Origin of the sequence: Pseudomonas sp. TWR1-1-4 (genome assembly GCF_049897165.1) — a bacterium.
Taxonomy (GTDB): domain Bacteria; phylum Pseudomonadota; class Gammaproteobacteria; order Pseudomonadales; family Pseudomonadaceae; genus Aquipseudomonas; species Aquipseudomonas canadensis.
This window is the reverse complement of record NZ_JAFCVS010000004.1, coordinates 411,678-433,504: the sequence shown is the minus strand read 5'-3', so window position 1 is coordinate 433,504 and position 21,827 is coordinate 411,678. Positions and strand designations below refer to the sequence as shown.

18 protein-coding genes are annotated in these 21,827 nt (G+C 60.9%); 9 read left to right on the top strand and 9 right to left on the bottom strand.

Going from position 1 to position 21,827, the window contains the following annotated elements:
* The first annotated feature begins 185 nt into the window (after positions 1-185).
* Both psrA and nagZ read left to right on the top strand, forming a co-directional pair.
* The gene (gene psrA / locus ACP7C6_RS14110) at positions 186-893 is read left to right on the top strand and encodes a transcriptional regulator PsrA (RefSeq protein WP_016975266.1); all 708 of its coding nucleotides are present in this window, start codon (positions 186-188) and stop codon (positions 891-893) included.
* A 136-nt stretch (positions 894-1,029) separates the two neighbouring features.
* A complete protein-coding gene (gene nagZ, locus ACP7C6_RS14105; RefSeq protein ID WP_426108911.1) occupies positions 1,030-2,040 on the top strand; it encodes a beta-N-acetylhexosaminidase in 1,011 nt (336 codons plus the stop codon).
* Positions 2,041-2,151: 111 nt separating this feature from the next.
* Here the strand turns inward: nagZ and ACP7C6_RS14100 are convergent, their stop codons facing one another.
* From ACP7C6_RS14100 to mfd, 3 genes are read right to left on the bottom strand one after another with little or no spacing between them, the layout of a single operon-like run.
* Positions 2,152-4,842, bottom strand: coding sequence for a DEAD/DEAH box helicase (locus ACP7C6_RS14100; protein WP_068936137.1), 2,691 nt, complete (start codon positions 4,840-4,842; stop codon positions 2,152-2,154).
* Between the two features lie 9 nt (positions 4,843-4,851).
* Complete coding sequence (locus ACP7C6_RS14095; protein ID WP_426108910.1) at positions 4,852-5,418, bottom strand: CsiV family protein; 567 nt, start codon at positions 5,416-5,418, stop codon at positions 4,852-4,854.
* Positions 5,419-5,429: 11 nt separating this feature from the next.
* Positions 5,430-8,879, bottom strand: a complete 3,450-nt coding sequence (gene mfd / locus ACP7C6_RS14090; RefSeq protein WP_426108909.1) for a transcription-repair coupling factor — start codon at positions 8,877-8,879, stop codon at positions 5,430-5,432.
* Positions 8,880-9,219: 340 nt separating this feature from the next.
* Here mfd and ACP7C6_RS14085 point away from each other — a divergent pair, with 340 nt between their 5' ends.
* Positions 9,220-10,683, top strand: coding sequence for a glyceraldehyde-3-phosphate dehydrogenase (locus tag ACP7C6_RS14085; protein WP_028619425.1), 1,464 nt, complete (start codon positions 9,220-9,222; stop codon positions 10,681-10,683).
* A gap of 97 nt (positions 10,684-10,780) precedes the next feature.
* On the opposite strand, the gene ACP7C6_RS14080 is transcribed toward ACP7C6_RS14085, so the two are convergent.
* Entirely contained in the window at positions 10,781-11,314 is a 534-nt protein-coding gene (locus ACP7C6_RS14080; protein ID WP_426108908.1) for a chalcone isomerase family protein, read from the bottom strand.
* 234 nt (positions 11,315-11,548) lie between these two features.
* Between ACP7C6_RS14080 and sthA the strand changes: the two genes are divergently transcribed.
* The gene (gene sthA / locus ACP7C6_RS14075; RefSeq protein ID WP_010212052.1) at positions 11,549-12,943 is read left to right on the top strand and encodes a Si-specific NAD(P)(+) transhydrogenase; all 1,395 of its coding nucleotides are present in this window, start codon (positions 11,549-11,551) and stop codon (positions 12,941-12,943) included.
* Positions 12,944-12,985: 42 nt separating this feature from the next.
* Here sthA and ACP7C6_RS14070 read toward each other — a convergent pair whose 3' ends face one another.
* Both ACP7C6_RS14070 and ACP7C6_RS14065 read right to left on the bottom strand, forming a co-directional pair.
* On the bottom strand, positions 12,986-13,708 hold the full coding sequence (locus ACP7C6_RS14070) for a glycerophosphodiester phosphodiesterase (RefSeq protein ID WP_016975274.1): 723 nt from the start codon (positions 13,706-13,708) through the stop codon (positions 12,986-12,988).
* Between the two features lie 44 nt (positions 13,709-13,752).
* Positions 13,753-14,331 carry a PilZ domain-containing protein gene (locus ACP7C6_RS14065; RefSeq protein WP_016975275.1) on the bottom strand — a complete coding sequence of 193 codons (579 nt, stop codon included), beginning with the start codon at positions 14,329-14,331 and terminating at the stop codon, positions 13,753-13,755.
* A gap of 94 nt (positions 14,332-14,425) precedes the next feature.
* On the opposite strand from ACP7C6_RS14065, the gene ACP7C6_RS14060 reads away from it, so the two are divergent.
* The 3 genes from ACP7C6_RS14060 to ACP7C6_RS14050 all read left to right on the top strand — a co-directional run bounded on the left by ACP7C6_RS14060 (position 14,426) and on the right by ACP7C6_RS14050 (position 17,673).
* Positions 14,426-15,676, top strand: coding sequence for a lipoprotein-releasing ABC transporter permease subunit (locus tag ACP7C6_RS14060; protein ID WP_426108906.1), 1,251 nt, complete (start codon positions 14,426-14,428; stop codon positions 15,674-15,676).
* Between the two features lie 7 nt (positions 15,677-15,683).
* Positions 15,684-16,367, top strand: coding sequence for a lipoprotein-releasing ABC transporter ATP-binding protein LolD (gene lolD / locus ACP7C6_RS14055; RefSeq protein ID WP_020372622.1), 684 nt, complete (start codon positions 15,684-15,686; stop codon positions 16,365-16,367).
* Between the two features lie 61 nt (positions 16,368-16,428).
* Complete coding sequence (locus ACP7C6_RS14050) at positions 16,429-17,673, top strand: lipoprotein-releasing ABC transporter permease subunit (protein WP_016975278.1); 1,245 nt, start codon at positions 16,429-16,431, stop codon at positions 17,671-17,673.
* A 105-nt stretch (positions 17,674-17,778) separates the two neighbouring features.
* Here the strand turns inward: ACP7C6_RS14050 and ACP7C6_RS14045 are convergent, their stop codons facing one another.
* Together ACP7C6_RS14045 and ACP7C6_RS14040 are read right to left on the bottom strand one after the other, a co-directional pair.
* A complete protein-coding gene (locus tag ACP7C6_RS14045; protein WP_426108904.1) occupies positions 17,779-19,125 on the bottom strand; it encodes a heavy metal sensor histidine kinase in 1,347 nt (448 codons plus the stop codon).
* Positions 19,122-19,802, bottom strand: a complete 681-nt coding sequence (locus tag ACP7C6_RS14040) for a heavy metal response regulator transcription factor (protein WP_028619430.1) — start codon at positions 19,800-19,802, stop codon at positions 19,122-19,124. The genes ACP7C6_RS14045 and ACP7C6_RS14040 overlap by 4 nt, the downstream gene beginning before the upstream one ends.
* A 155-nt stretch (positions 19,803-19,957) precedes the next feature.
* Between ACP7C6_RS14040 and ACP7C6_RS14035 the strand changes: the two genes are divergently transcribed.
* Both ACP7C6_RS14035 and queF read left to right on the top strand, forming a co-directional pair.
* A complete protein-coding gene (locus ACP7C6_RS14035; RefSeq protein ID WP_028619431.1) occupies positions 19,958-20,470 on the top strand; it encodes a cupredoxin domain-containing protein in 513 nt (170 codons plus the stop codon).
* 69 nt (positions 20,471-20,539) lie between these two features.
* Entirely contained in the window at positions 20,540-21,370 is an 831-nt protein-coding gene (queF, locus tag ACP7C6_RS14030) for an NADPH-dependent 7-cyano-7-deazaguanine reductase QueF (RefSeq protein WP_177060023.1), read from the top strand.
* Positions 21,371-21,505: 135 nt separating this feature from the next.
* Here queF and ACP7C6_RS14025 read toward each other — a convergent pair whose 3' ends face one another.
* Positions 21,506-21,772 carry a DUF4404 family protein gene (locus ACP7C6_RS14025; protein ID WP_034102566.1) on the bottom strand — a complete coding sequence of 89 codons (267 nt, stop codon included), beginning with the start codon at positions 21,770-21,772 and terminating at the stop codon, positions 21,506-21,508.
* Between the last annotated feature and the right edge of the window lie 55 nt (positions 21,773-21,827).

The following is a 21,827-nucleotide window of genomic DNA, read 5'->3' as shown; positions in this document are numbered from 1 at the left end:
CTCCGCTGGACGGTCATCGGGCAGGCTTCCCACAAGCCAGAGATAGCGCTGCCTACAGACCGGTATGGATGTGATTAAATAGCGATGAAATGTATGACTGCCCGGCCGGAAAGCGAACCCGCAGGCTTGACAAGACACACCCTGAAACGTATGTTTCAAACAAGTGTTTGTCAGGCGGAGTAGCCATGGCCCAGTCGGAAACCGTTGAACGCATTCTCGATGCTGCCGAGCAATTGTTCGCGGAAAAAGGATTTGCTGAAACCTCATTGCGGCTGATCACCAGCAAGGCTGGCGTCAACCTCGCTGCTGTGAACTACCATTTCGGCTCGAAAAAGGCCCTGATCCAAGCCGTGTTCTCGCGCTTCCTGGGGCCGTTCTGCGCCAGTCTTGACCGTGAGCTGGAGCGTCGCCAAGCCAAGGCTGACCATAAGCCCACCCTGGAAGAGTTGTTGGAAATCCTCGTCGAGCAGGCCCTGGTCGTTCAGCCCCGCAGCGGCAACGATTTGTCGATATTCATGCGCTTGTTAGGCTTGGCGTTCAGCCAGAGCCAGGGTCACCTGCGCCGTTACCTGGAAGACATGTACGGCAAGGTTTTTCGTCGCTATATGTTGCTGGTTAACGAGGCTGCCCCGCGTATTCCGCCGATCGAGCTGTTCTGGCGCGTGCACTTCATGCTCGGTGCTGCCGCGTTCAGCATGTCCGGGATCAAGGCGTTGCGGGCCATCGCCGAGACCGATTTCGGTGTGAATACCTCAATCGAACAGGTCATGCGCCTGATGGTGCCGTTCCTGGCTGCCGGCATGCGTGCCGAAACCGGTGTGACCGACGCCGCCATGGCCGCTGCTCAATTGCGCCCACGCAGCAAGTCCGCGCCAATACCCGCCAAGGTTTGACCGCACCGGGTGGGCGCGACCGCTTGCATCCGCTAAGCTAGCGGCCCATGCCGAATTCAGCTATTTACTCGCAACCCGTTGTGCTCACTGTGCCTGGTGAGGGCAACGGGTTGTGTGCGTTATTTAAGGAAGGTTTATGACTGCTGCCCTGCAAGGTTCTTTGATGGTCGACGTGGCCGGCACCTGGCTGACGGCCGAGGACCGCCATCTGCTGCGCCAGCCTGAAGTGGGCGGCCTGATCATTTTCGCGCGCAACATTGAGCATCCGCGCCAAGTGCGGGAATTGAGTGCAGCGATTCGCGCTGTGCGCCCGGACCTGCTGCTGGCCGTCGACCAGGAGGGCGGCCGCGTACAGCGCCTGCGCCAGGGTTTCGTGCGCTTGCCGGCCATGCGTGCCTTGGCGGATAACCCCAACGCCGAATACCTGGCCGAGCAGTGTGGCTGGATCATGGCGACTGAAGTGTTGGCCGTTGGCCTGGACCTGAGCTTCGCCCCGGTGCTGGACCTGGACTACCAGCGCAGCGCGGTGGTCGGCACCCGATCCTTCGAAGGCGACCCCGAGCGCGCCGCCGTGCTGGCTGGTGCATTCATCCGCGGCATGAACAGCGCCGGCATGGCCGCCACCGGCAAGCACTTTCCCGGTCACGGTTGGGCTGAGGCCGATTCCCACGTCGCCATTCCCAATGATGAACGCAGCCTGGAACAGATTCGCGCCAATGACCTGGTGCCTTTCGCACGCCTGAGCAAGCAACTCGCGGCCGTGATGCCCGCGCACGTGATCTACCCGCAAGTCGACGCCCAGCCAGCTGGGTTCTCGCGCCGCTGGCTGCAGGACATCCTGCGCGGTGAGTTGCAGTTCGATGGGGTGATTTTCAGCGATGATCTGTCGATGGCGGGTGCCCATGTGGTCGGTGATGCGGCCAGCCGGATTGAAGCGGCGCTGACGGCGGGTTGCGACATGGGGCTGGTGTGCAACGATCGTGCGGCGGCTGAGTTGGCGTTGACTGCCGCTCAGCGGATGAAGGTCACGCCATCGCCACGCATTGCGCGGATGTGTGGGCAGGCAATTGCTTCGACGGAATACAAGCAGGATCCGCGTTGGCTGGCGGCGCTGACGGCGTTGCGGGATGCTCAACTGATTGGCTGAACACCGCGGCGCGGCCTTCGCGAGCTAGCCCGCTCCCACATTCGACCGAGTTCCAGCTTTGGAATGCAGTCAAATGTGGGAGCGGGCTTGCTCGCGATAGCGGTCTGGAAGTCAGCGCTTTTCTTGCTTATTCGGCAACGGCGCAAACAACGCCTCAATATCCTCATTGCCCAACTGCCAGTCTCCGGTGGTACGCCCATCCAGCACGCCCGCTGCCAAGTCGGATTTTTCCTTCTGCAGGTGCTGGATTTTCTCTTCCACCGTGCCCCGGGCGATCATCTTGTAGACGAACACCGGCTTCTCCTGGCCAATGCGATAGGCGCGGTCGGTGGCCTGGTTCTCCGTGGCCGGGTTCCACCAAGGATCATAGTGGATCACCGTATCGGCCTCGGTCAGGTTCAGGCCAACACCGCCGGCCTTCAAGCTGATCAGAAAAATCTGCAGCTTGCCGCTCTGGAAGTCCTTCACCGGCGTGCGCCGATCCCGGGTCTGGCCGGTGAGCAGTGCGTAGGCCACGCCGCGTTTTTTCAGCTCGATTTCGATCAGGCTCAACATCGAGGTGAACTGGGAAAACAGCAGGATCCGCCGACCCTCCTCAAACAGCTCCTCAAGCATTTCCATCAAGCTATCGAGTTTGCCTGAGCTGCTGCCACGGGCGGGCAGGGTCGCGTCGTTGACCAGCCGCAAATCGCAACACACTTGGCGTAACTTCAGCAGCGCCTCAAGGATGATGATCTGGCTGCGCGCTACGCCTTTGCGGGTGATCTCGTCGCGGACTTTCTTGTCCATGGCCAGGCGCATGGTTTCGTACACGTCGCGCTGGGCTTCATTGAGGTCGACCCAGTGGATAATCTCGGTCTTGGGTGGCAACTCCGTCGCCACCTGTTCCTTGGTGCGGCGCAGCAGGAAAGGTTTTATCCGACCGTTGAGGTGTTGCAACCGCACATCACTGGCACGCTTTTCGATGGGCACGCGGTAATCGCGGTTGAAGCTTTTTACATCACCGAGCCAGCCAGGCAGCAGGAAGTGAAACAACGACCACAACTCGCCCAGGTGGTTTTCCAGCGGCGTGCCACTCAGGCACAGGCGTTGGCGTGCGTTCAGCTCGCGTGCCGCCTGGGCCGCCTTGCTGGACGGGTTCTTGATGTATTGGGCTTCGTCGAGGATCAGTACATGCAAGGGCAGGGCGGCGAGTTGTTCGATGTCCTTGGGCAGCAGCGCATAGGTGGTCAGCAGCAGGTCATAGTCCGGCAGGTTGGCGAAATGTTTCTTACGCCCTGCGCCATACAGCGCCAGCACCTTGAGTTGCGGTGTGAAATGCGCCGCCTCATCCAGCCAGTTGGGAATCAGGCTGGTGGGCATCACCACCATGCACGGCCGATCCAGGCGACCGGCGATTTTCTCAGTCAGAATATGCGCCAGGGTCTGTAGGGTTTTGCCTAGGCCCATATCATCTGCAAGTATGCCGCCGACATCCAGCTGACGCAGCGACTGCATCCAGCTCAAGCCTTCCAACTGGTAAGGGCGCAAGGTCGCGTTCAGCCCTTCAGGCGCTACACAAGTGAAGTCCTTGATATCCCGCAGGCGCTGGGCAAAGTTGCGGATCTTCTCGCCACCTTCCCACTGCAGCGGCAGGTCTTCCAGCGGGTTAAGCCGGATTGCATCGGCCTTGGCCAAGCGTAACGTGGTGGTGCCGGCTTCCTGTAGGTAAAACTCACCGAGGGTCGCCAGCACCGGTTTCAATCGGCCGTAGGGCAGCGCCACTTGTATCGGGCCGTGACCATTTGGCAGGCCTGGGATGTTCACCAGAATCAGCTCATCATCACGGCGCCGCGCCAGCTTCTCCGGGTTGAGGATCTCGGTGTGGGAACGCATCAGGTTCAGTAGGATCGGCAACAGGCTCAGTCGCTCGCCGTTGACGATGATCCCCAACTCCAGATCGAACCAATCACGCTCCGGACCTTCGTCAACCGTGGCGTACCAGTCATCGACGGCGCTGAGGTCGAAGCCGAAATCATCATCGATCAGCAGCTCCCAACCCTCGGCTCGCAGTGTTGGCGTGGCATTGAGGGTGAAGGTCAGCCAGGCACTGTCATTGACCATCTCAAACAGCTCGCCGGCGCTTTCCGGCAGTGCCTTGCTCTGGCGCGTGGCGATCTTGAAGCCCAGCAGGCGTAGTTGTTCTCGGTACGGCTGCTCAAGCTCCGGATGGCGCTTGATGCGTAGGCTTTGGGTGTCCTGGCGCACAATGATATCGGCGTTTTTCTGCCCGCTGACGTAGTTGCCCAAGTAGTTGAACGACAGCGCCGCGCGGTGCTGGATGTAGCGCTGCATCTTGCCGTTGCGCGGTTCAAAGGCGCTGAATTCGACACTGGCCATCCACAGGCGCGGCACCGGCATCACGTCTTCCATCACCACTTGCGGCAGCACCGCCCGGTTTTCCAGCACGGCCTGGAGTTTTTCCAGCAGCTCGGCATCCTGTGCGGCGGCGGGGTAGGCCAGGGTTTCCTGGACCTTGAGCAATACCGCGGCGATGTGTTTGCAGTTGGTGTGCACCGGGCAGGTACAGCGGCTGTCCACCAGGATCAAGGTGCCCTTGGCCGATTCACGCAACGAGATGGTCTGCCGATACACGTTGCCGCCGGAGCCTTCGCAACTGGCGACGATAGTGCTGTCGCCGCATTCGACGATGCGCACCCGGTTTTCCAGCGCATAACGTCGCCCGCGCTCAAGGCTCTGCTCTTTAAAGCGATTGGCCCAGGAAGGGGCCAGGGGTTTGGTCAGCGACGACGTGAGGGACATGGCGCTGGATCAGTCCTGAATGTCGGGCGGTGGCGTGCTGGGTGGCTTGGCGGTCAGCGATGTGATTTTGATCAGCAGCGCGAGGTGGCCACCGTCCAGGTAGTTGAGCTGGTTGTTCTTGGTGCGCACGTCGGTCTGGCTCAGTTGCTCGCTGGCGATCACGCTGCCGTTGGCGTCGAACTGGTTGATCCAGAAGTTCGCATCAATGTCGGTAAAACGGCCCAGTTGCAGGCTCAACACGCCCTCGATCGGAAACTGGCCGAATTGTTCCTGGCCGTCGGTGATCGCGACCTTGACCGGCTGCTCGCCCAGGTTCTGTTCCCACGCCTTATGCAGCAGCACCGTGTAGGTGGAGTCGGCACGCAGCTTGTCGACAATGTTGGACAGGCGCGGCGGGCTCAGTCTGTCGCCCAGGCGCACTGCCCCGAAATCCCAGTTTTCCGGGGCGGCGCGGCTGTTGATCACCGGTTCGGCGTTCTGGCGCACCAGGATCATTTCCACCTGGTACGGGCTGTCGGCGAACGCCGCAGGTGCCACGACCACCAAGAACAGGCTCAACATGCGGAACAGGCGCATTGGGGCGTCCTTCAAGCAGATTTCGGGATGAGGCGCTCGAACAACGCCTCCAAGGTATTAAAGCGTTCTTCGGCACCTTCCATCGGCACCATGAACTTGAACAGCGTAGCCCCTTCGAACTTGTAGCGGTTGGGCTGGCCCTGGATCAGCTTGATCAATACCAGCGGGTCCACCGGCGTTTGCGCTTCGAATTCGATGCGCCCGCCTTGCGGCCCGGCGTCGACCTTCTTGATGCCGAGCTGCTCGGCCTGCAATTTCAGCAGGGTCAGGCGCACCAGGTTCTTGGTGGGTTCCGGCAACAGGCCGAAGCGGTCGATCATCTCCACCTGCAGGTCCTTGAGGCCTTCTTCGTCGGTAGCTGAGGCGATGCGCTTGTACAGGATCAGCCGCGCATGCACATCCGGCAGGTAGTCTTCAGGAATCAACGCGGGCAAGCGCAGGTTGATTTCCGGCCCGCCGCCCAACGGTTGATCCAGATTCGGCTGCTCGCCTTTGCGGATGGCTTTCACCGCGCGCTCAAGCATCTCCATATACAGCGTGAACCCGACCGCCTGGATCTGCCCGCTCTGGCCGTCGCCCAGCAGCTCGCCGGCACCACGGATTTCCAGGTCATTGGTGGCGAGCACAAAGCCCGCGCCCAGGTCCTGGGTGTTGGCGATGGCTTCCAGGCGCTTTTCTGCGTCGGAGGTGATCTGCTGGCGCGGCGGCGTCAGCAGATACGCGTACGCCTGGTGGTGACTGCGCCCGACGCGACCGCGCAGTTGGTGCAACTGAGCCAGGCCGAACTTGTCGGCGCGCTCGATGATGATGGTGTTGGCGCTCGGCACGTCGATACCGGTCTCGATGATGGTCGAGGCGATCAGCACGTTGAAGCGCTTGTGGTAGAAGTCGCTCATGACCTGTTCGAGTTCGCGCTCGCGCATTTGCCCGTGGCCGATGGCGATACGTGCCTCCGGCACCAGCTCGGCGAGGTCGGCGGCGCATTTCTCGATGGTCTTCACGTCGTTGTGCAGGTAGTACACCTGCCCGCCGCGCAGCAATTCGCGCAGCAGTGCTTCCTTGACCGTGCTTTTGTTCTGCTCCATCACAAACGTGCGCACCGACAAACGACGTGCCGGCGGCGTGGCGATGATCGACAGGTCACGCATGCCCGACACCGCCATGTTCAGCGTGCGCGGAATCGGTGTGGCGGTGAGGGTGAGGATATCGACTTCACTGCGCAGGGCCTTGAGCTGTTCCTTCTGACGCACACCAAAGCGGTGTTCTTCGTCGATGATCACCAAGCCCAGGTTCTTGATCTTCACATCGTCCGACAGCAGCTTGTGGGTGCCGATAACGATGTCGATCTTGCCTTCGGCCAAATCGGCGATGGCGGCATTCACTTCCTTGGCGGACTTGAAGCGGCTCATCACTTCTACAGTCACCGGCCAATCGGCAAAGCGGTCGCGGAAGCTGTTGTAGTGCTGCTGGGCGAGCAGGGTGGTCGGCACCAGGATCGCGACTTGCTTGCCGCCGTGCACCGCAATAAAGGCGGCGCGCATGGCCACTTCGGTCTTGCCGAAGCCCACATCGCCGCAGACCAGGCGGTCCATCGGCTTGGGCGCGAGCATGTCGGCGCGCACCGCTTCAATGGTGGTTTGCTGGTCCGGGGTTTCTTCGAAGGCGAAGCCGGCGCTGAAGGTGGCGTAGTCGGCTTTCGGGTCGGCGAACGCGTAGCCTTCGCGTGCGGCGCGACGTGCATAGATGTCGAGCAGTTCGGCGGCGACGTCGCGCACCTGCTCGGCGGCTTTGCGCTTGGCTTTCTGCCAGGTCTCGGAACCCAGGCGGTGCAACGGCGCCAGGGCGTCGTCGCTGCCGGTGTAGCGCGCGATCAGGTGCAGGCTGGCCACTGGCACATAGAGCTTGGCGCCCTCGGCGTATTCCATGGTGAGGAATTCGGCGGCCTGGTTGTCGATCTCCAGGGTCTGCAAGCCCAGGTAGCGGCCGACGCCGTGGTCGATGTGCACCACCGGCGCGCCTTCACGCAGTTCGGTGAGGTTTTTGATCACGGCATCGTTGTTGGCGTCGGCGCGTTTTTCGCGACGACGACGCTGCATCACGCGCTGACCGAACAACGGGCTTTCGGCGATCAGTGCCAGGGCCGGATCATCCAGCAACAGGCCTTCGTCGAGCGGTGCGATGGTGATCGCCAGGCGCTCTTTGCTTTTGACAAAGTCTGGCCAGCTGTCGACGGTTTTCGGGCGCAGTTTCAGGCGTTCGAGCAGTTCCAGCAGTACTTCGCGGCGGCCAGCGGATTCGGCGGTAAACAGCACGCGGCCGGGAAAGTCGCCGAGGAAGTTGGACAGCGCTTCCAGCGGTTGAGTGGCTTTGGCCTGGATTGCCAAGTCTGGCAGCGTCCCCGCCGGGAAGCGTTCGCGGCCGACACCGGTGTCGACATCCTGCTGGCTGGCGACCACGCGCGGCCAGCTTTTCAGGCGCGCAAAGCAGTCTTCCACCGGCAGGAACAGTTCGGCGGGCGGCAATAAAGGACGGGACGGGTCGACGCGACGCTCTTCATAGCGGTTGCGCACGTCGTTCCAGAAATTTTCCGCCGCCTGTTCGATGCCTGGCAGTGAGAACACCTGGGTGTCCTGGGGCAGGTAATCGAAGAGGGTGGAGGTTTCGTCGAAGAACAGCGGCAGGTAGTACTCGATACCGGCCGGTGTAATCCCGCTGCTCAGATCCTGAAAGATCGGGCAGCGGCGGAAGTCCACGTCGAAGCGTTCACGGAAGCGCGCCTTGAAGCGGGTCACCGCGTCTTTTTGCAGCGGGAATTCCCGCGCAGGCAGCAGCTTGACCGAGTCGACTTTGTCGATGGAGCGTTGGTTTTCCGGATCGAAGGTACGCAGGGTCTCGATTTCGTCATCGAACAGGTCGATGCGATACGGCAATTTGCTGCCCATTGGGAACAGGTCGATCAGCGCACCGCGCACCGCGAACTCACCGTGTTCGTACACCGTGTCGACGCAGCGGTAGCCACTGGCTTCCAGACGCGTGCGCATCTGCTCCACATCGAGCTTCTGGCCGATATCCAGCACTAGGCTGCTGCCCAACAGGAACTTGGTCGGCGCCAGGCGATGCAAGGCCGTGGTGATCGGCACCACCAGCACGCCGTGGGCCAGTTCCGGCAAGCGGTACAGGCTGGCGATGCGCTGGGAGATGATGTCCTGGTGCGGCGAGAACAGGTCGTAGGGCAGGGTTTCCCAGTCTGGGAAATGCAGCACCGGCAAATCGGGGGCGAAGAAGCTCAGCTCCTGCTCCAACCGTTCGGCGCTTTGGCTGTCGGCGGTGAGCAGCAGGGTAAAGCGCTTGGCTGCGCTGGCAGCCTCGGCGATGGCCAGGCTCAGGGCGGCACCGGGCAGGTTGCCCCAGTGCTGTTTGCCTGCCGCAGCAGGGAGTAGCGGTAGACGCAGGACGGGCACGGAAGGTTGAGCTCCAAGCGTTGCGACAAAGTCGGTAATTGTAACGGTGCGGGGCGCCGTCTGTCAGTTGCTGACTGAGCCTATTACGGTTTGTAGGAAATGTAGTGGCTAAGACAAACAATGGCGGGTTTTGACTCATTATGTAGTGCCAAAATGTACGCGTTTTTCGGAGGGTTACGGACAAGTCGTCCCGCGCGCGTCATTGATGGCCTTCTGGAACCCGCGTATTTACTGGGCTGTAGCGGGGTGTCAATTTTCCGCAAGTGGTTTTTGTTGTCCGGGGCGCATTGCTCCGGGGACGGTCGGGCGGCATAATGTAGCCCCTTTTTTCTGCCCCTACATGTGGAAGGTTCCCGTGACTCAGAAGCCCGACCAGTGTCTTGGTGAATGGATCGACCGTGAAGCACTCGCTGAAGCGATGATTCCGCTTATCGGTCAGCTGTACCGCAATAACAATGTGGTGAGCTCGATCTATGGCCGCAGCCTGATCAACCAGTCTGTCATCGCGATTCTCAAAGCCCACCGCTTTGCGCGTCACCGTTCCGCCGACGACAGCGAACTCTCCGTCCACGAAACATTCCCACTGCTTAAAGCCATGAGCGAGCTCAAGCTCGGCGCGGCTTCGGTAGACCTGGGCAAGCTGGCCTACAAATTCCGCAAGGAAGGCGCCGGCCGTACCGCCGAGCAGTTCGTGCGTGAAGAAATGGCCGATGTGGTTGGCCAGCAAAACGCCGCTGCCCGCAAAGGCACCGACGTGGTGCTGTACGGCTTCGGTCGTATCGGCCGCCTGCTGGCACGCATCCTGATCGAAAAAACCGGTGGCGGCGACGGCCTGCGCCTGCGTGCCATCGTCGTGCGCAAAGGCGCCGAGAACGACCTCACCAAGCGCGCCAGCCTGCTGCGCCGCGATTCGGTACACGGTCCGTTCAACGGCACCATCGTCATCGACGAAGAAAACAACACCATCACCGCCAACGGTAACCTGATCCAGGTAATCTACGCGAAGAACCCGTCCGAGGTGGATTACACCCAGTACGGCATCAAGGACGCCCTGCTGGTGGACAATACCGGCGTATGGCGTGACGCCGAGGGCCTGGGCCAGCACCTGGCCTGCCCGGGTGTTGACCGCGTTGTCCTGACCGCGCCTGGCAAAGGCAAGTTGAAGAACATCGTTCACGGCATCAACCACGGCGAAATCACCGCTGACGACAAGATCGTGTCCGCCGCTTCCTGCACCACCAACGCCATCGTGCCGGTGCTGAAGGCTGTGAACGACAAGTTCGGCATCGTCAACGGCCACGTCGAAACCGTTCACTCGTACACCAACGACCAGAACCTGATCGACAACTTCCACAAGGGCGATCGCCGTGGCCGTAGCGCTGCGTTGAACATGGTGATCACCGAGACCGGTGCTGCCACCGCTGCTGCCAAGGCCCTGCCTGAGCTGGCCGGCAAGCTGACCGGTAACGCGATCCGTGTTCCGACGCCAAACGTGTCGATGGCCATCCTCAACCTGAACCTTGAGAAAGCCGCCACCCGTGAAGAGATGAACGAGTACCTGCGCTACATGGCGCTGCACTCCGATCTGCACAAGCAAATCGACTTCGTCAATTCTCAGGAAGTGGTTTCCACCGACTTCGTTGGCTCGCGCCACGCTGGTGTGGTGGACGCCGAAGCGACCATTACCCAGGACAACCGCGTTGTCCTGTACGTCTGGTACGACAACGAGTTCGGCTACAGCTGCCAGGTGGTTCGCGTGATGGAAGACATGGCCGGGGTCAACCCGCCTGCGTTTCCGCGCTAAGTATCAGCTGTAAATGAAAAAGCCCCGACTGGTTCGGGGCTTTTTTATGGTTGTGAGGGCTTGCTCGCGAAGGCGGTCGTTCAGCCAGCGCAAATCTTCAATTGAGCAACTGGGTACGCAAGCGTTCGGACAGCCCATTGGGCGCCAGCCAGAGGCTCAGATAGGTCCTGGCAAGCTCATCGTCGCGACTGCTGAACACCACCTGCCCGTTGATCTCCAAATTCAAACCACGTCCCGGATGAAAATCCAGGGCATACCGATCGCCGCTGCGGATATCGCGAAAACTGGCGTGCAGTTTGTCTATCTCGGGCTTCAGTCGGGCGCTGGCCTGCTGGCGCTGCAGCGTGGCAGTGGCGGCTTTGATCACATCATTGCGGTCGATGTCACGGAAGTAGTACAGCGTCAGGCGCAGCGCTTTTTGTTGCGCCCAAGCCTGCTTGGCGCTCAGGTCGGACGGGGCATACAGCGCAGCCGCGTAGACATCCGCCCAGAGGTAGGTGAGCACCGCCTGGTTTTTCAGGATCAGTTGCTGTGACTGCGCCGGGAAATCGGCTTGTTTCAGACGATCCGCCTCATTGGCGTGCACCGTGATCGACAGCATCAGCAATAAACAGAAAGCGACATGTCGCATAATGGCCAGTCCTGCAAAGGGGCTTGCTGGCAGTGTAATTGCAATTTCCTGATGGTGTAGTAAAGGCAAGACTGGCCTACGACGCGACCAAGGGTTAATGTTCGCGGCGTTGAGCCTTATATAGACTGTGCCCCGGTTCACACACTTGAGCCGAATTGTCCTTCATGACCGCTGGCCGCGGCATGATTTAGCCCGGCGTCCAACCGTACGCCTGGCCTGTTCTGAGGAGTACGCATGGCTGTCTACAACTACGACGTGGTGGTACTGGGTTCCGGCCCGGCTGGAGAAGGTGCGGCGATGAACGCCGCGAAAGCAGGGCGCAAGGTGGCGATGGTCGATAGCCGTCGCCAGGTCGGCGGTAACTGCACCCACCTGGGCACCATCCCGTCCAAGGCCTTGCGTCACTCGGTGCGCCAGATCATGCAGTTCAACACCAACCCGATGTTCCGGGCCATTGGTGAGCCGCGCTGGTTCTCGTTCCCGGACGTGCTCAAGAGCGCCGAGAAAGTCATCTCCAAGCAAGTCGCCTCGCGTACCGGCTACTACGCCCGTAACCGCGTCGACCTGTTCTTCGGCACCGGCAGCTTCGCCGACGAGCAAACCATCGAAGTGGTCTGCCCCAATGGCGTGGTCGAGAAGCTGGTGGCCAAGCACATCATCATCGCTACCGGTTCACGCCCGTATCGCCCCGCGGATATCGATTTCCACCACCCGCGTATCTACGATAGCGACACCATCCTGAGCCTGGGCCACACCCCGCGCAAACTGATCATCTACGGCGCTGGTGTGATCGGCTGTGAATACGCCTCGATCTTCAGTGGCCTGGGTGTACTGGTGGAACTGGTGGACAACCGCGACCAGTTGCTGAGCTTCCTCGACTCGGAAATCTCCCAGGCGTTGAGCTACCACTTCAGCAACAACAACATCACCGTGCGCCACAACGAAGAGTACGAGCGCGTCGAAGGCCTGGACAATGGGGTGATCCTGCACCTCAAGTCCGGCAAGAAGATCAAGGCCGATGCGTTGCTGTGGTGCAACGGCCGTACCGGCAACACCGACAAGCTGGGCATGGAAAACATCGGGGTCAAGGTCAACAGCCGTGGCCAGATCGAGGTGGACGAGAACTACCGCACCTGCGTGACCAACATCTACGGTGCCGGTGACGTGATCGGCTGGCCGAGCCTGGCCAGTGCGGCTCATGACCAGGGCCGTTCGGCCGCTGGCAGCATCGTCGACAATGGCAGCTGGCGCTACGTGAACGACGTGCCGACCGGGATCTACACGATTCCCGAGATCAGCTCGATCGGCAAGAACGAACACGAACTGACCAAGGCCAAGGTGCCTTACGAAGTGGGCAAGGCATTCTTCAAGAGCATGGCGCGTGCGCAGATCGCCGGTGAGCCGCAAGGCATGCTGAAGATCCTGTTCCACCGTGAAACCCTGGAAGTCCTCGGCGTGCATTGCTTCGGCTATCAGGCCTCGGAGATCGTGCACATCGGCCAGGCGATCATGAACCAACCGGGTGAACTCAATACCCTGAAGTATTTCGTCAACACCACGTTCAACTACCCGACCATGGCAGAAGCCTATCGGGTAGCGGCCTACGACGGCCTCAACCGGCTTTTTTGAGCGGCTCCGGCCGGTGGCCTGAGCCGGCCGGGGAGACCGATTTCAGTAATTCCCGAGGGTGGCAGTGGCCAAACCGGGAAAGTCTGTAATCAGGCTATCTACGCCGAAGTCGGCGAGCCTGCGCATCAGCGCAGGTTCGTTGACGGTCCACACGGACACGTGCAAGCCCTGGCGCTGGGCTTTTTCCAGTCGCTCAGGGGTGCACAGCGTCCAGTTCAACGCCAGAATCTCACACCCGTAGTTTTGCGCGACCTTCAGCGGATCGAGCCAGGCGTATTCCGCCACCAGTCCGCGTGACAGGTCGGGAGTGAGTTCAACGGCGGCCTTCAGTACTTCCCGCGAACTTGAGGTCACGGTGACCTTGTCCATCAGCCCGAAACGCACGGCCATTTCACGAATCGCCAGCACGGTGGTGGCGGCGCGGGTGCGCGAGGCGCTTTTGACTTCCAGTTGCCAGTGATCGAAGTCGCACTTTTCGAACAGTTCTTCCAGACGCGGAATCGGGCACGGCTTGACCCAGCCCGGACCGCCTTTGCGTGCGTCCATCTTCACCAGGTCGGCCGCGGAATACTCGACGACTTTGCCGCGCCGGTCGGCGGTGCGCTTGAGGGTCGGGTCGTGGATGACCATCAGCTCGCCGTCCATGGACAGGTGCAAATCCAGTTCGCAGCGGCGTACACCGTGCTTGAGGCACTCCTGGAAGCTGGTCAGGGTGTTTTCCGGTGCTTCGCCTTTCGCACCGCGGTGGCCGTAGATCAGGGTCACAGTTGCTCCTTCGCGCCAGGATAGCTGGCGTAGTGAATACGAATTCAGATGTCGTCGTTTTGTTCCCGTGCCAGGCGCCGTTCCTGGGCCTGTTTCTGCAGGATGTAGCGCGCCAGCAGTTGGCGTTGGGCGTCGGTCATGGCTTCGAATTCCGTGCCGACATCAAAGCCTGCGCCTTTGGGGTCGCAATGGGTGACGCGCGCGCGCAGCAGCAGGCCGAGCGCCTGGGGCATCAGCACCAGCTTGACCGCCAGGTGGGCGCCGGCCGGCAGGGGCGTGGGGTGTTGGAAGTCGATGCCACCTTCGGAAATGATCACCGGTTGCGGTGCGCCGACCTCATCCAGAAGGCCGCGCGCCATGATCTGGCTGAGCAGGTCCAGGCGTTTGTTCTGCACGCGCAGGAAGGCGGCGAGGGTGCGATCCTTCTCGCTGAGCTGGCGCAGCAGGTGCTGGGCTTCGAATTCACTCAGGTGCAATTCACTGAGTAAATTGAACAGCGGAGAATCATCCAGCAACACTTCCTTGCTCGCTGCCTCGGGGGCAGACAGGCTTTTGATTTGAAGTGCGATCATGTCGTCGATACGGTAGTATTCGCGGCGTTCTTCTTCATCTAATGTCGACATGGCGAACCCCAGCTAGCGGTAATGGTCAGAGTGTAAAGCTGCTTACCAGACCCCGCCACCGGGACGTCTTCTTTTCCTCCGAACAAGCCCCGACATGTTCAGACCTCTCTTCGTATTTATTGGCACGCGTTATACCCGTGCAAAGCGTCGCAATCATTTTGTGTCGTTCATTTCCCTGACCTCGATGATCGGGCTCGCCTTGGGCGTGGTCGTGATGATCGTGGTGTTGTCGGTGATGAACGGCTTCGATCATGAGATGCGCACCCGCGTGCTGGGCATGGTGCCCCACGCGACCATCGAGGGCGATGCGCCCATCAGTGACTGGCAAAGCCTGGCCGACAAGGTCAAGCAGAATCCCAAGGTGCTGGCCGTCGCGCCATTCACTCAGATGCAGGGGTTGCTGACCAATGACGGCAAGGTGCAGAAGATCCTGCTCAATGCCATCGACCCGGCCCAGGAACGTAACGTCTCGATCATCGACAAGTTCATGCTACAGGGCAAACTTGACGACCTGACGCCCGGCAGCTTTGGCATCGTCATCGGCGACAAGGCCGCTGCCAAGCTCGGCGTGGGCATCGGCGACAAGCTGACCTTCGTCGCGCCGGAAGTCACCGTGACCCCGGCGGGCATGTTCCCGCGCATGAAGCGCTTTACCGTGGTCGGCACCTTCCACGTCGGCGCCGGCGAAATCGACGGCTACCTCGGCCTGACCAACCTCACCGACCTGGCGCGCCTGCATCGCTGGCAGCCGGACCAGGTGCAGGGCCTGCGCCTCAAGTTCGCCGACCTGTTCGATGCGCCGCGCGGCGCCTGGGAAATCGCCCAGCACCTGGGTGAAAGCCAGTACTATGCCCGCGACTGGACCCGTACCCACGGCAACCTGTACCAGGCCATCCGCATGGAAAAAGCCATGATCGGCCTGCTGTTGCTGCTGATCGTCGCTGTGGCGGCCTTCAACATCATCTCCACGCTGGTGATGGTGGTGAATGACAAGAAGGGCGATATCGCCATCCTGCGCACTCTCGGCGCCACGCCGGGGCAGATCATGGCGATCTTCATGGTGCAAGGCACCGTGATCGGTGTGTTCGGCACCTTGATCGGTACGGCGGTGGGCATTCTTGCCGCGCTGAACGTCAGTGCCGCCATCGCCGGCCTCGAAACCCTGATCGGCCACAAGTTTCTCAACGCTGACGTCTACTTCATCGACTACTTGCCGTCCCAGGTTCAGGCCCAGGACGTGTTGATGGTAGGCGGCGCTGCGTTGGTCCTGAGTTTCCTTGCCACCCTGTATCCAGCCTGGCGCGCGGCACGTACCCAGCCAGCACAGGCCTTACGTTATGAGTGAATCGGGCATGAGTGAAAAAGCAATCCTGAGCTGCCGCGACCTGGGCAAATCCTACGAGGAAGGCCCGGAGTCGGTGGTGGTGCTGTCCAACCTGCAACTTGAGCTGCACCCAGGCGAGCGCGTGGCGATCGTCGGCAGCTCCGGTTCCGGCAAAAGTACCTTGCTGAACCTGCTGGGCGGCCTTGATACGCCGTCCCAGGGCAGCGTGTGGCTGGCCGGTGAAGAGCTGTCGGCCCTCGGTGAAAAGGCTCGCGGTCAACTGCGTAACCGTTCGCTGGGTTTTGTGTACCAGTTCCACCACCTGTTGCCGGAGTTCACCGCCCTGGAAAACGTGTGCATGCCGCTGCTGATCGGCAAGACCGCGATCCCGGAAGCCCGCCAGCGCGCTAAAGCACTGCTGGAGCGCGTCGGCCTCGGCCATCGCCTGGAGCATAAACCAGCTGAATTGTCCGGCGGCGAGCGCCAGCGTGTGGCCATCGCCCGCGCTTTGGTGAACAACCCAGGGCTGGTGATGCTCGATGAGCCGACCGGCAACCTCGACTCCCACACCGCCCAGGGCATCAAGGACTTGATGCTGGAACTGAGCACCCAGATGCGCACTGCGTTCCTCGTCGTGACCCATGACATGAGCATGGCCCGCCAGATGGACCGTGTGCTGCACCTGCAGGAAGGTCATCTGGTCGCCATCTGACCCGTTTCAAGCCCGGTGTTTCAAGCGCTGGGCTTTTTCATTTTTTCAACGGTGCCCGCGAATGTTCAGACCGTTATCGATTTTCATCGGCACGCGCTATACCCGCGCCAAGCGCCGCAACCGTTTTGTCTCGTTTATCTCGATGACCTCGATGATCGGCCTCGCCTTGGGCGTGTTGGCGATGATCGTGGTGTTGTCGGTGATGAACGGCTTCCAGCGCGAAATGAGCTCACGCATCCTTGGCATGGTGCCTCACGCCACTATCGTCGGCGTGAACCCGATTGACGATTGGCAGCCGGTGGCTGCTGCCGCGATGAAGAATCCGGAAGTGACTGCCGCCGTACCTTTCACGCAGATGGACGGCATGTTCTCCTACAAAGGCGCGATGCAGCCGATTGAGATCAGCGGCATCGACCCGGCGCAGGAAGGCAAGGTGTCGATCGTGGCCCAGCACATCGTGCGCGGCAGTCTGGAAGACTTGAAGCCTGGCGAGTTTGGCGTGGTCATCGGCGACATCACCGCGCGCCGCTTTCGTCTGAATGTGGGCGATAAAGTGACCCTGATCGTGCCGGAAATCAGCACTGCACCGGGCGGTATCACCCCGCGCATGCAACGCTTGAACGTGGTGGGCATCTTCAAGGTCGGCGCCGAGCTGGATGGCTCCATGGCGATGATCCACATGGCCGACGCCGCAGAGATCCAGCATTGGCAGCCGAACCAGGTGCAAAGCGTGCGCCTGGCGGTGAAAGACCTGTACGCGGCCCCCAAGGTCTCGTCGGACATCGCCGCCAGCCTGGGCACTGCCTACAAGCCTGACGACTGGACCCACACCCAGGGCAGCCTGTTCAGCGCGATGAAGATGGAAAAGACCATGATCGGCCTGTTGTTGCTGATGATCGTCGCCGTGGCCGCGTTCAACATCATCGCGACCTTGATCATGGTGGTGAACGACAAGGGCGCGGACATCGCTATTTTGCGCACCATCGGCGCGACGCCCCGGCAGATCATGGCGATCTTCATGGTGCAGGGCACGGTGATCGGTATCGTCGGCACCTTGATCGGCGGCGTATTGGGCGTGATTGCCGCGCTGAACGTGAGTGAGCTGGTGGGCTGGGTCGAGCGGGTCACCGGGCAGCATATCTTCAGTTCGGACGTGTACTTCGTCAGCAACCTGCCTTCGGAGCTGCAGGGTGGGGATGTGCTGCTGATCTGCACGGCCGGGTTTGTGTTGAGCTTTCTGGCGACGCTGTATCCGGCGTATCGGGCGGCGAAGATTGAGCCGGCACATGCCCTGAGATATTCGTAAACTTCAACACCGCTTTCGCGAGCAAGCCCGCTCCCACATTTGAATGTATTCACAAATCAAAATGTGGGAGCGGGCTTGCTCGCGAAGAGGCCGGCCCGGCTTGCATCAATCTCCGGTAGGCAACTCAATGACAAATCTCGTCCACCCCGCCTCAGATTCACCGTAAATCCTCCCCCCATGCGCCCGCACAATCGACTGGGTAATCGCCAGCCCCAATCCCGCATGCTCACTGCTGCCTTCATGGCGTGCCGGGTCCGCCCGGTAGAATCGGTCGAACAACCTCGGCAGCAACTCCGCTGCAATACCATCGCCGGTGTTCTCCACTGAAAGCCTCACCCCATCCTCTATCCGCACACGCACTTCGCCACCCAGCGGAGTAAACCGCAACGCGTTATCCAGCAAGTTTGACAAGGCCCGGCGCAACATCCCGCGATCACCCACCGTAATGGCCGCGCCCTCGCGAACCAGGCTGACCTGCCCGTCTTCCGCCAGCAGTGCAAAAAACTCCAGTAGCGCGTCCACTTCATCCGCCAGCACCAAGGTTTCGCGCTTGGGCATCAGCAGGCCGTGATCCGCCTTGGCCAGGTACAACATGTCATTGACCAGTTGTGCCATCCATTGCAGCTCTTCCAGGTTGCTGTGCAATGCCTCGCGGTAATCCTCCAACGGCCGCGGCTGGGTAAGGATGACCTGGGTCTGGGTCAGCAGGTTTGACAGGGGCGTGCGTAGTTCGTGGGCGATGTCGGCGGAAAACGCCGAAAGGCGCTGGAAGGCGTCGTCCAGTCGTCCGAGCATGGCGTTGAAGGCCTGGGCCAGGTCGGCCAGTTCCGTGGGCATTTCCTGTTGAGGCAAACGTTGGGTCAAGGAGTGGGCCGACACGCTCGCGGCCACTTCGCCCATGCGCCGCAGTGGCCGCAACCCGCTGCGGGCGGCCCAGGCGCCGAGCAGGGCGGTCGCCAGGGCTGACAGGCCCACGGTGAGCCAGATCAGGTGCTGCATGCGCTGCAAAAAGTGCTGATGGTGAGTAATGTCGAGCATCAAGCTCAGTTGCGGTGAGTCGGGTTGGCCTGCCCTCAACGGCGCGTTGTAGACCCGGTAGTCGGTGTCGGCGTTTTGCAGGCTGTGCAGGCCGGGCGCGTCGGGCAAGGTCACGCTTGGCGCATCGTCCAGCCAGCGTTGGCCGGCGGCGGTGATGCGCAGGGTAAGGTCGGGCTGGCGGCTGAGTTCGGTGCGCAATTGCGCTTCACGCCGGGCGAAGGCCTCCGGCGAGTCGACGCCCTGTAAGGTGCTGCGCAGCGCCACCAGCTTGCTGTCGAGTTGTTGCTGGTCCAGCTCAATGAAGTGCGCCTCGCTCGCGCGATTGAACAGCACACCGGCGATCAGCGACACCACCGCGGTGCAGGCGGCAAACAGCAGCGCCAGGCGGCTGGCCAGGGACAGGCGTTTGATCAATTGACGCGCTCCTCCAGCACATAACCCATGCCGCGTACGGTGTGGATCAGCTTGTTGGGGAAGTTGTCGTCGACTTTCAGACGCAGGCGGCGGATCGCCACTTCGATGATGTTGGTGTCGCTGTCGAAGTTCATGTCCCACACCTGAGAGGCGATCAGCGATTTGGGCAGCACTTCGCCTTGGCGGCGCAGCAGCAGTTCCAGCAGGGAGAACTCCTTGGCGGTCAGGTCGATGCGCTGGCCGTCCCGCTCGACACGGCGACGGATCAGGTCTAGGCGCAGATCGGCCAGTTGCAACGCGGTTTCCTGCGGTGTGCTGCTGCCACGGCGCAGTAGGGTGCGCACGCGGGCTAATAATTCGGAAAACGCGAAGGGCTTGACCAGATAATCGTCGGCGCCCAGCTCCAGGCCATGCACGCGGTCTTCCACGGCGTCGCGGGCGGTGAGGAACAGCACCGGAATGTCCATGCCGGCACTGCGCACGGCCTGGAGGATCTGCCAACCGTCGCGGCCCGGCAGCATCACGTCGAGGATCAATAGGTCGTAGTCGCCGGTCAAAGCGAGGTGCTGGCCGCTGGTGCCGTCGGCCACCAGTTCGGTGGTAAAGCCCGCCTCGGCCAGGCCCTGGCGCAGGTAGTGGCCGGTTTTGGGTTGGTCTTCGACGATCAGCAGTTTCATGGGCGGCTCTTGGCAACGGTGGACGACGGCTTTATACCTTGAGTGCCAGGGCGGGGGAGCAACCTGACAAAGTTGTAATCTAGCAGTCAGCTAGCTGGCAGCGGCGCAATCTTAGAGTGCTGCCCAAGCTGTTCCTATATTTCTGGAGAAGACCGATGGCGTTGCGTACACCCCTGTTGTTGGCGGGTTGCCTGTTGGCGTTGAGTTTTGATGCGATGGCCGATGCTGCCCACACCTATGCCTTCGGCGAGGCGGCGCCGGCGAGCAAAGCCACGCGTACCGTGGAAGTGACGTTGCAGGATATTTCCTTTTCGCCCAAGTCCCTGGACGTTAAGGCCGGTGAGACGGTGCGCTTTGTGCTGGTGAACAAGGGCCAATTGCTCCATGAGTTCAACTTGGGCGACGCGGCGATGCATGCCGAACACCAGAAGGAAATGCTGCAGATGCAGGCCAGCGGCATGCTCACTGCCACCGGTATGGGCAAGATGGACCACGCTGCCATGGGCCACGGTGCGATGAAACACGATGATCCCAATAGCGTATTGGTTGAGCCGGGCAAAACCGCCGAGCTGACCTGGACGTTCACTAAGGCCACGGGCCTGGAGTTTGCCTGCAACCTTCCGGGGCATTACCAGGCGGGCATGGTCGGCAAGCTCAACGTCGATTGATCCGCTGGCGTTTAGGCACGGGGGCAAAGGCTGGTAGACTGGCGCGGTTTATTTAGCCAGGTTTCCGCCATGCATCCCGCAGCCGAACATTCGCCGCTGGGCAAGTCCAGTGAATACATCTCCACCTACACACCGTCGTTGCTGTTCCCGATCCCACGTGCCGCTAAATGGGCCGAGCTGGGCCTGAGCGCCGAGACCCTGCCTTACAAGGGCGTGGATTTCTGGAACTGCTTCGAATTGTCCTGGCTGCTGCCGTCGGGCAAGCCGGTGGTGGCCATCGGCGAATTCAGCATCCCGGCTGACTCGCCGAACATCATCGAGTCCAAGTCGTTCAAGCTGTACCTCAATTCGCTGAACCAGACCGCGTTTGCCGATACGGCAAGCCTGGAAGCGACCTTGCGCACCGACCTCAGCGCCGCTGCCGGTGCGCCTGTGAGCGTGCGTATCCGCACGTTGGCTGAAATCGAAGCTGAAGGCGTAATGGCGCTGCCCGGTGTGTGCATCGATGAGCTGGATATCAGTGTCAGCAACTACGAGCACCCGCGCCCGGAGCTGCTGCGTTGCGATAACTCGCGCGTTGTCGAGGAGAGCGTGCACAGCCACCTGCTCAAATCCAACTGCCCGGTGACCAGCCAGCCGGACTGGGGCAGTGTGGTGGTGCAATACCGTGGTCACGCGTTGGACCACGCCAGCCTGCTGGAGTACATCGTGAGCTTTCGCCAGCACTCGGACTTCCATGAACAGTGCGTGGAACGCATCTTCCTGGACTTGCAGCGCTTGCTGAAGCCGGAGACGTTGACGGTGTATGCGCGGTATGTGCGGCGGGGTGGGTTGGATATCAACCCGTATCGCAGCACTGAGGATGTGGCGTTCCAGAATGTGCGACTGGCTCGCCAGTAGCTATCACGCAAATCAAATGTGGGAGCTGGCTTGCCTGCGATGGCGGTGTATCAGTCACCTGATGGATGACTTAATGATCGCTATCGCAGGCAAGCCAGCTCCCACATTTTGCTTCTGTGCTGGGCGGGGGCTGTATTAGATCCCCATGCTGCCCAGCGTGTTCATGATATTGCGCAATGTCCCGGAAATAACCGGGTGCTCAGCATCGAACTCGATGGCCGCTTGATTGACATCGTCGGAAATACTGGGTGTTTGAGTGGCCGGCTCAAGTTCGAGTTGTAATTCAAACTTGGCAATCAAGGCTTCCAACGCTTCACGTTTTTCTTCCGACAGCGGCGGTTCCTGTTCCAACTGCCCGCGCAGGATTTCGACCTGTTCTTCCAGTTTTTTGCGATCAGGCATGACGTGTTTCCTTTTATCGATAGGCACTGGCATAGACCGCGGCACGCCGAGAAAG

What these genes read in the sequence shown, in the direction of transcription:
- ACP7C6_RS14025 (WP_034102566.1), bottom strand. Translation starts at nt 21,772, where the DNA reads ATGCCTGATCGCAAAAAACTGGAAGAACAGGTCGAAATCCTGCGCGGG.
- nagZ (WP_426108911.1), top strand. Translation starts at nt 1,030, where the DNA reads ATGACTGCTGCCCTGCAAGGTTCTTTGATGGTCGACGTGGCCGGCACC.
- ACP7C6_RS14040 (WP_028619430.1), bottom strand. Translation starts at nt 19,802, where the DNA reads ATGAAACTGCTGATCGTCGAAGACCAACCCAAAACCGGCCACTACCTG.
- ACP7C6_RS14100 (WP_068936137.1), bottom strand. Translation starts at nt 4,842, where the DNA reads ATGTCCCTCACGTCGTCGCTGACCAAACCCCTGGCCCCTTCCTGGGCC.
- ACP7C6_RS14050 (WP_016975278.1), top strand. Translation starts at nt 16,429, where the DNA reads ATGTTCAGACCGTTATCGATTTTCATCGGCACGCGCTATACCCGCGCC.
- ACP7C6_RS14035 (WP_028619431.1), top strand. Translation starts at nt 19,958, where the DNA reads ATGGCGTTGCGTACACCCCTGTTGTTGGCGGGTTGCCTGTTGGCGTTG.
- psrA (WP_016975266.1), top strand. Translation starts at nt 186, where the DNA reads ATGGCCCAGTCGGAAACCGTTGAACGCATTCTCGATGCTGCCGAGCAA.
- lolD (WP_020372622.1), top strand. Translation starts at nt 15,684, where the DNA reads ATGAGTGAAAAAGCAATCCTGAGCTGCCGCGACCTGGGCAAATCCTAC.
- ACP7C6_RS14060 (WP_426108906.1), top strand. Translation starts at nt 14,426, where the DNA reads ATGTTCAGACCTCTCTTCGTATTTATTGGCACGCGTTATACCCGTGCA.
- ACP7C6_RS14095 (WP_426108910.1), bottom strand. Translation starts at nt 5,418, where the DNA reads ATGCGCCTGTTCCGCATGTTGAGCCTGTTCTTGGTGGTCGTGGCACCT.
- ACP7C6_RS14085 (WP_028619425.1), top strand. Translation starts at nt 9,220, where the DNA reads ATGTGGAAGGTTCCCGTGACTCAGAAGCCCGACCAGTGTCTTGGTGAA.
- ACP7C6_RS14065 (WP_016975275.1), bottom strand. Translation starts at nt 14,331, where the DNA reads ATGTCGACATTAGATGAAGAAGAACGCCGCGAATACTACCGTATCGAC.
- ACP7C6_RS14080 (WP_426108908.1), bottom strand. Translation starts at nt 11,314, where the DNA reads ATGCGACATGTCGCTTTCTGTTTATTGCTGATGCTGTCGATCACGGTG.
- queF (WP_177060023.1), top strand. Translation starts at nt 20,540, where the DNA reads ATGCATCCCGCAGCCGAACATTCGCCGCTGGGCAAGTCCAGTGAATAC.
- sthA (WP_010212052.1), top strand. Translation starts at nt 11,549, where the DNA reads ATGGCTGTCTACAACTACGACGTGGTGGTACTGGGTTCCGGCCCGGCT.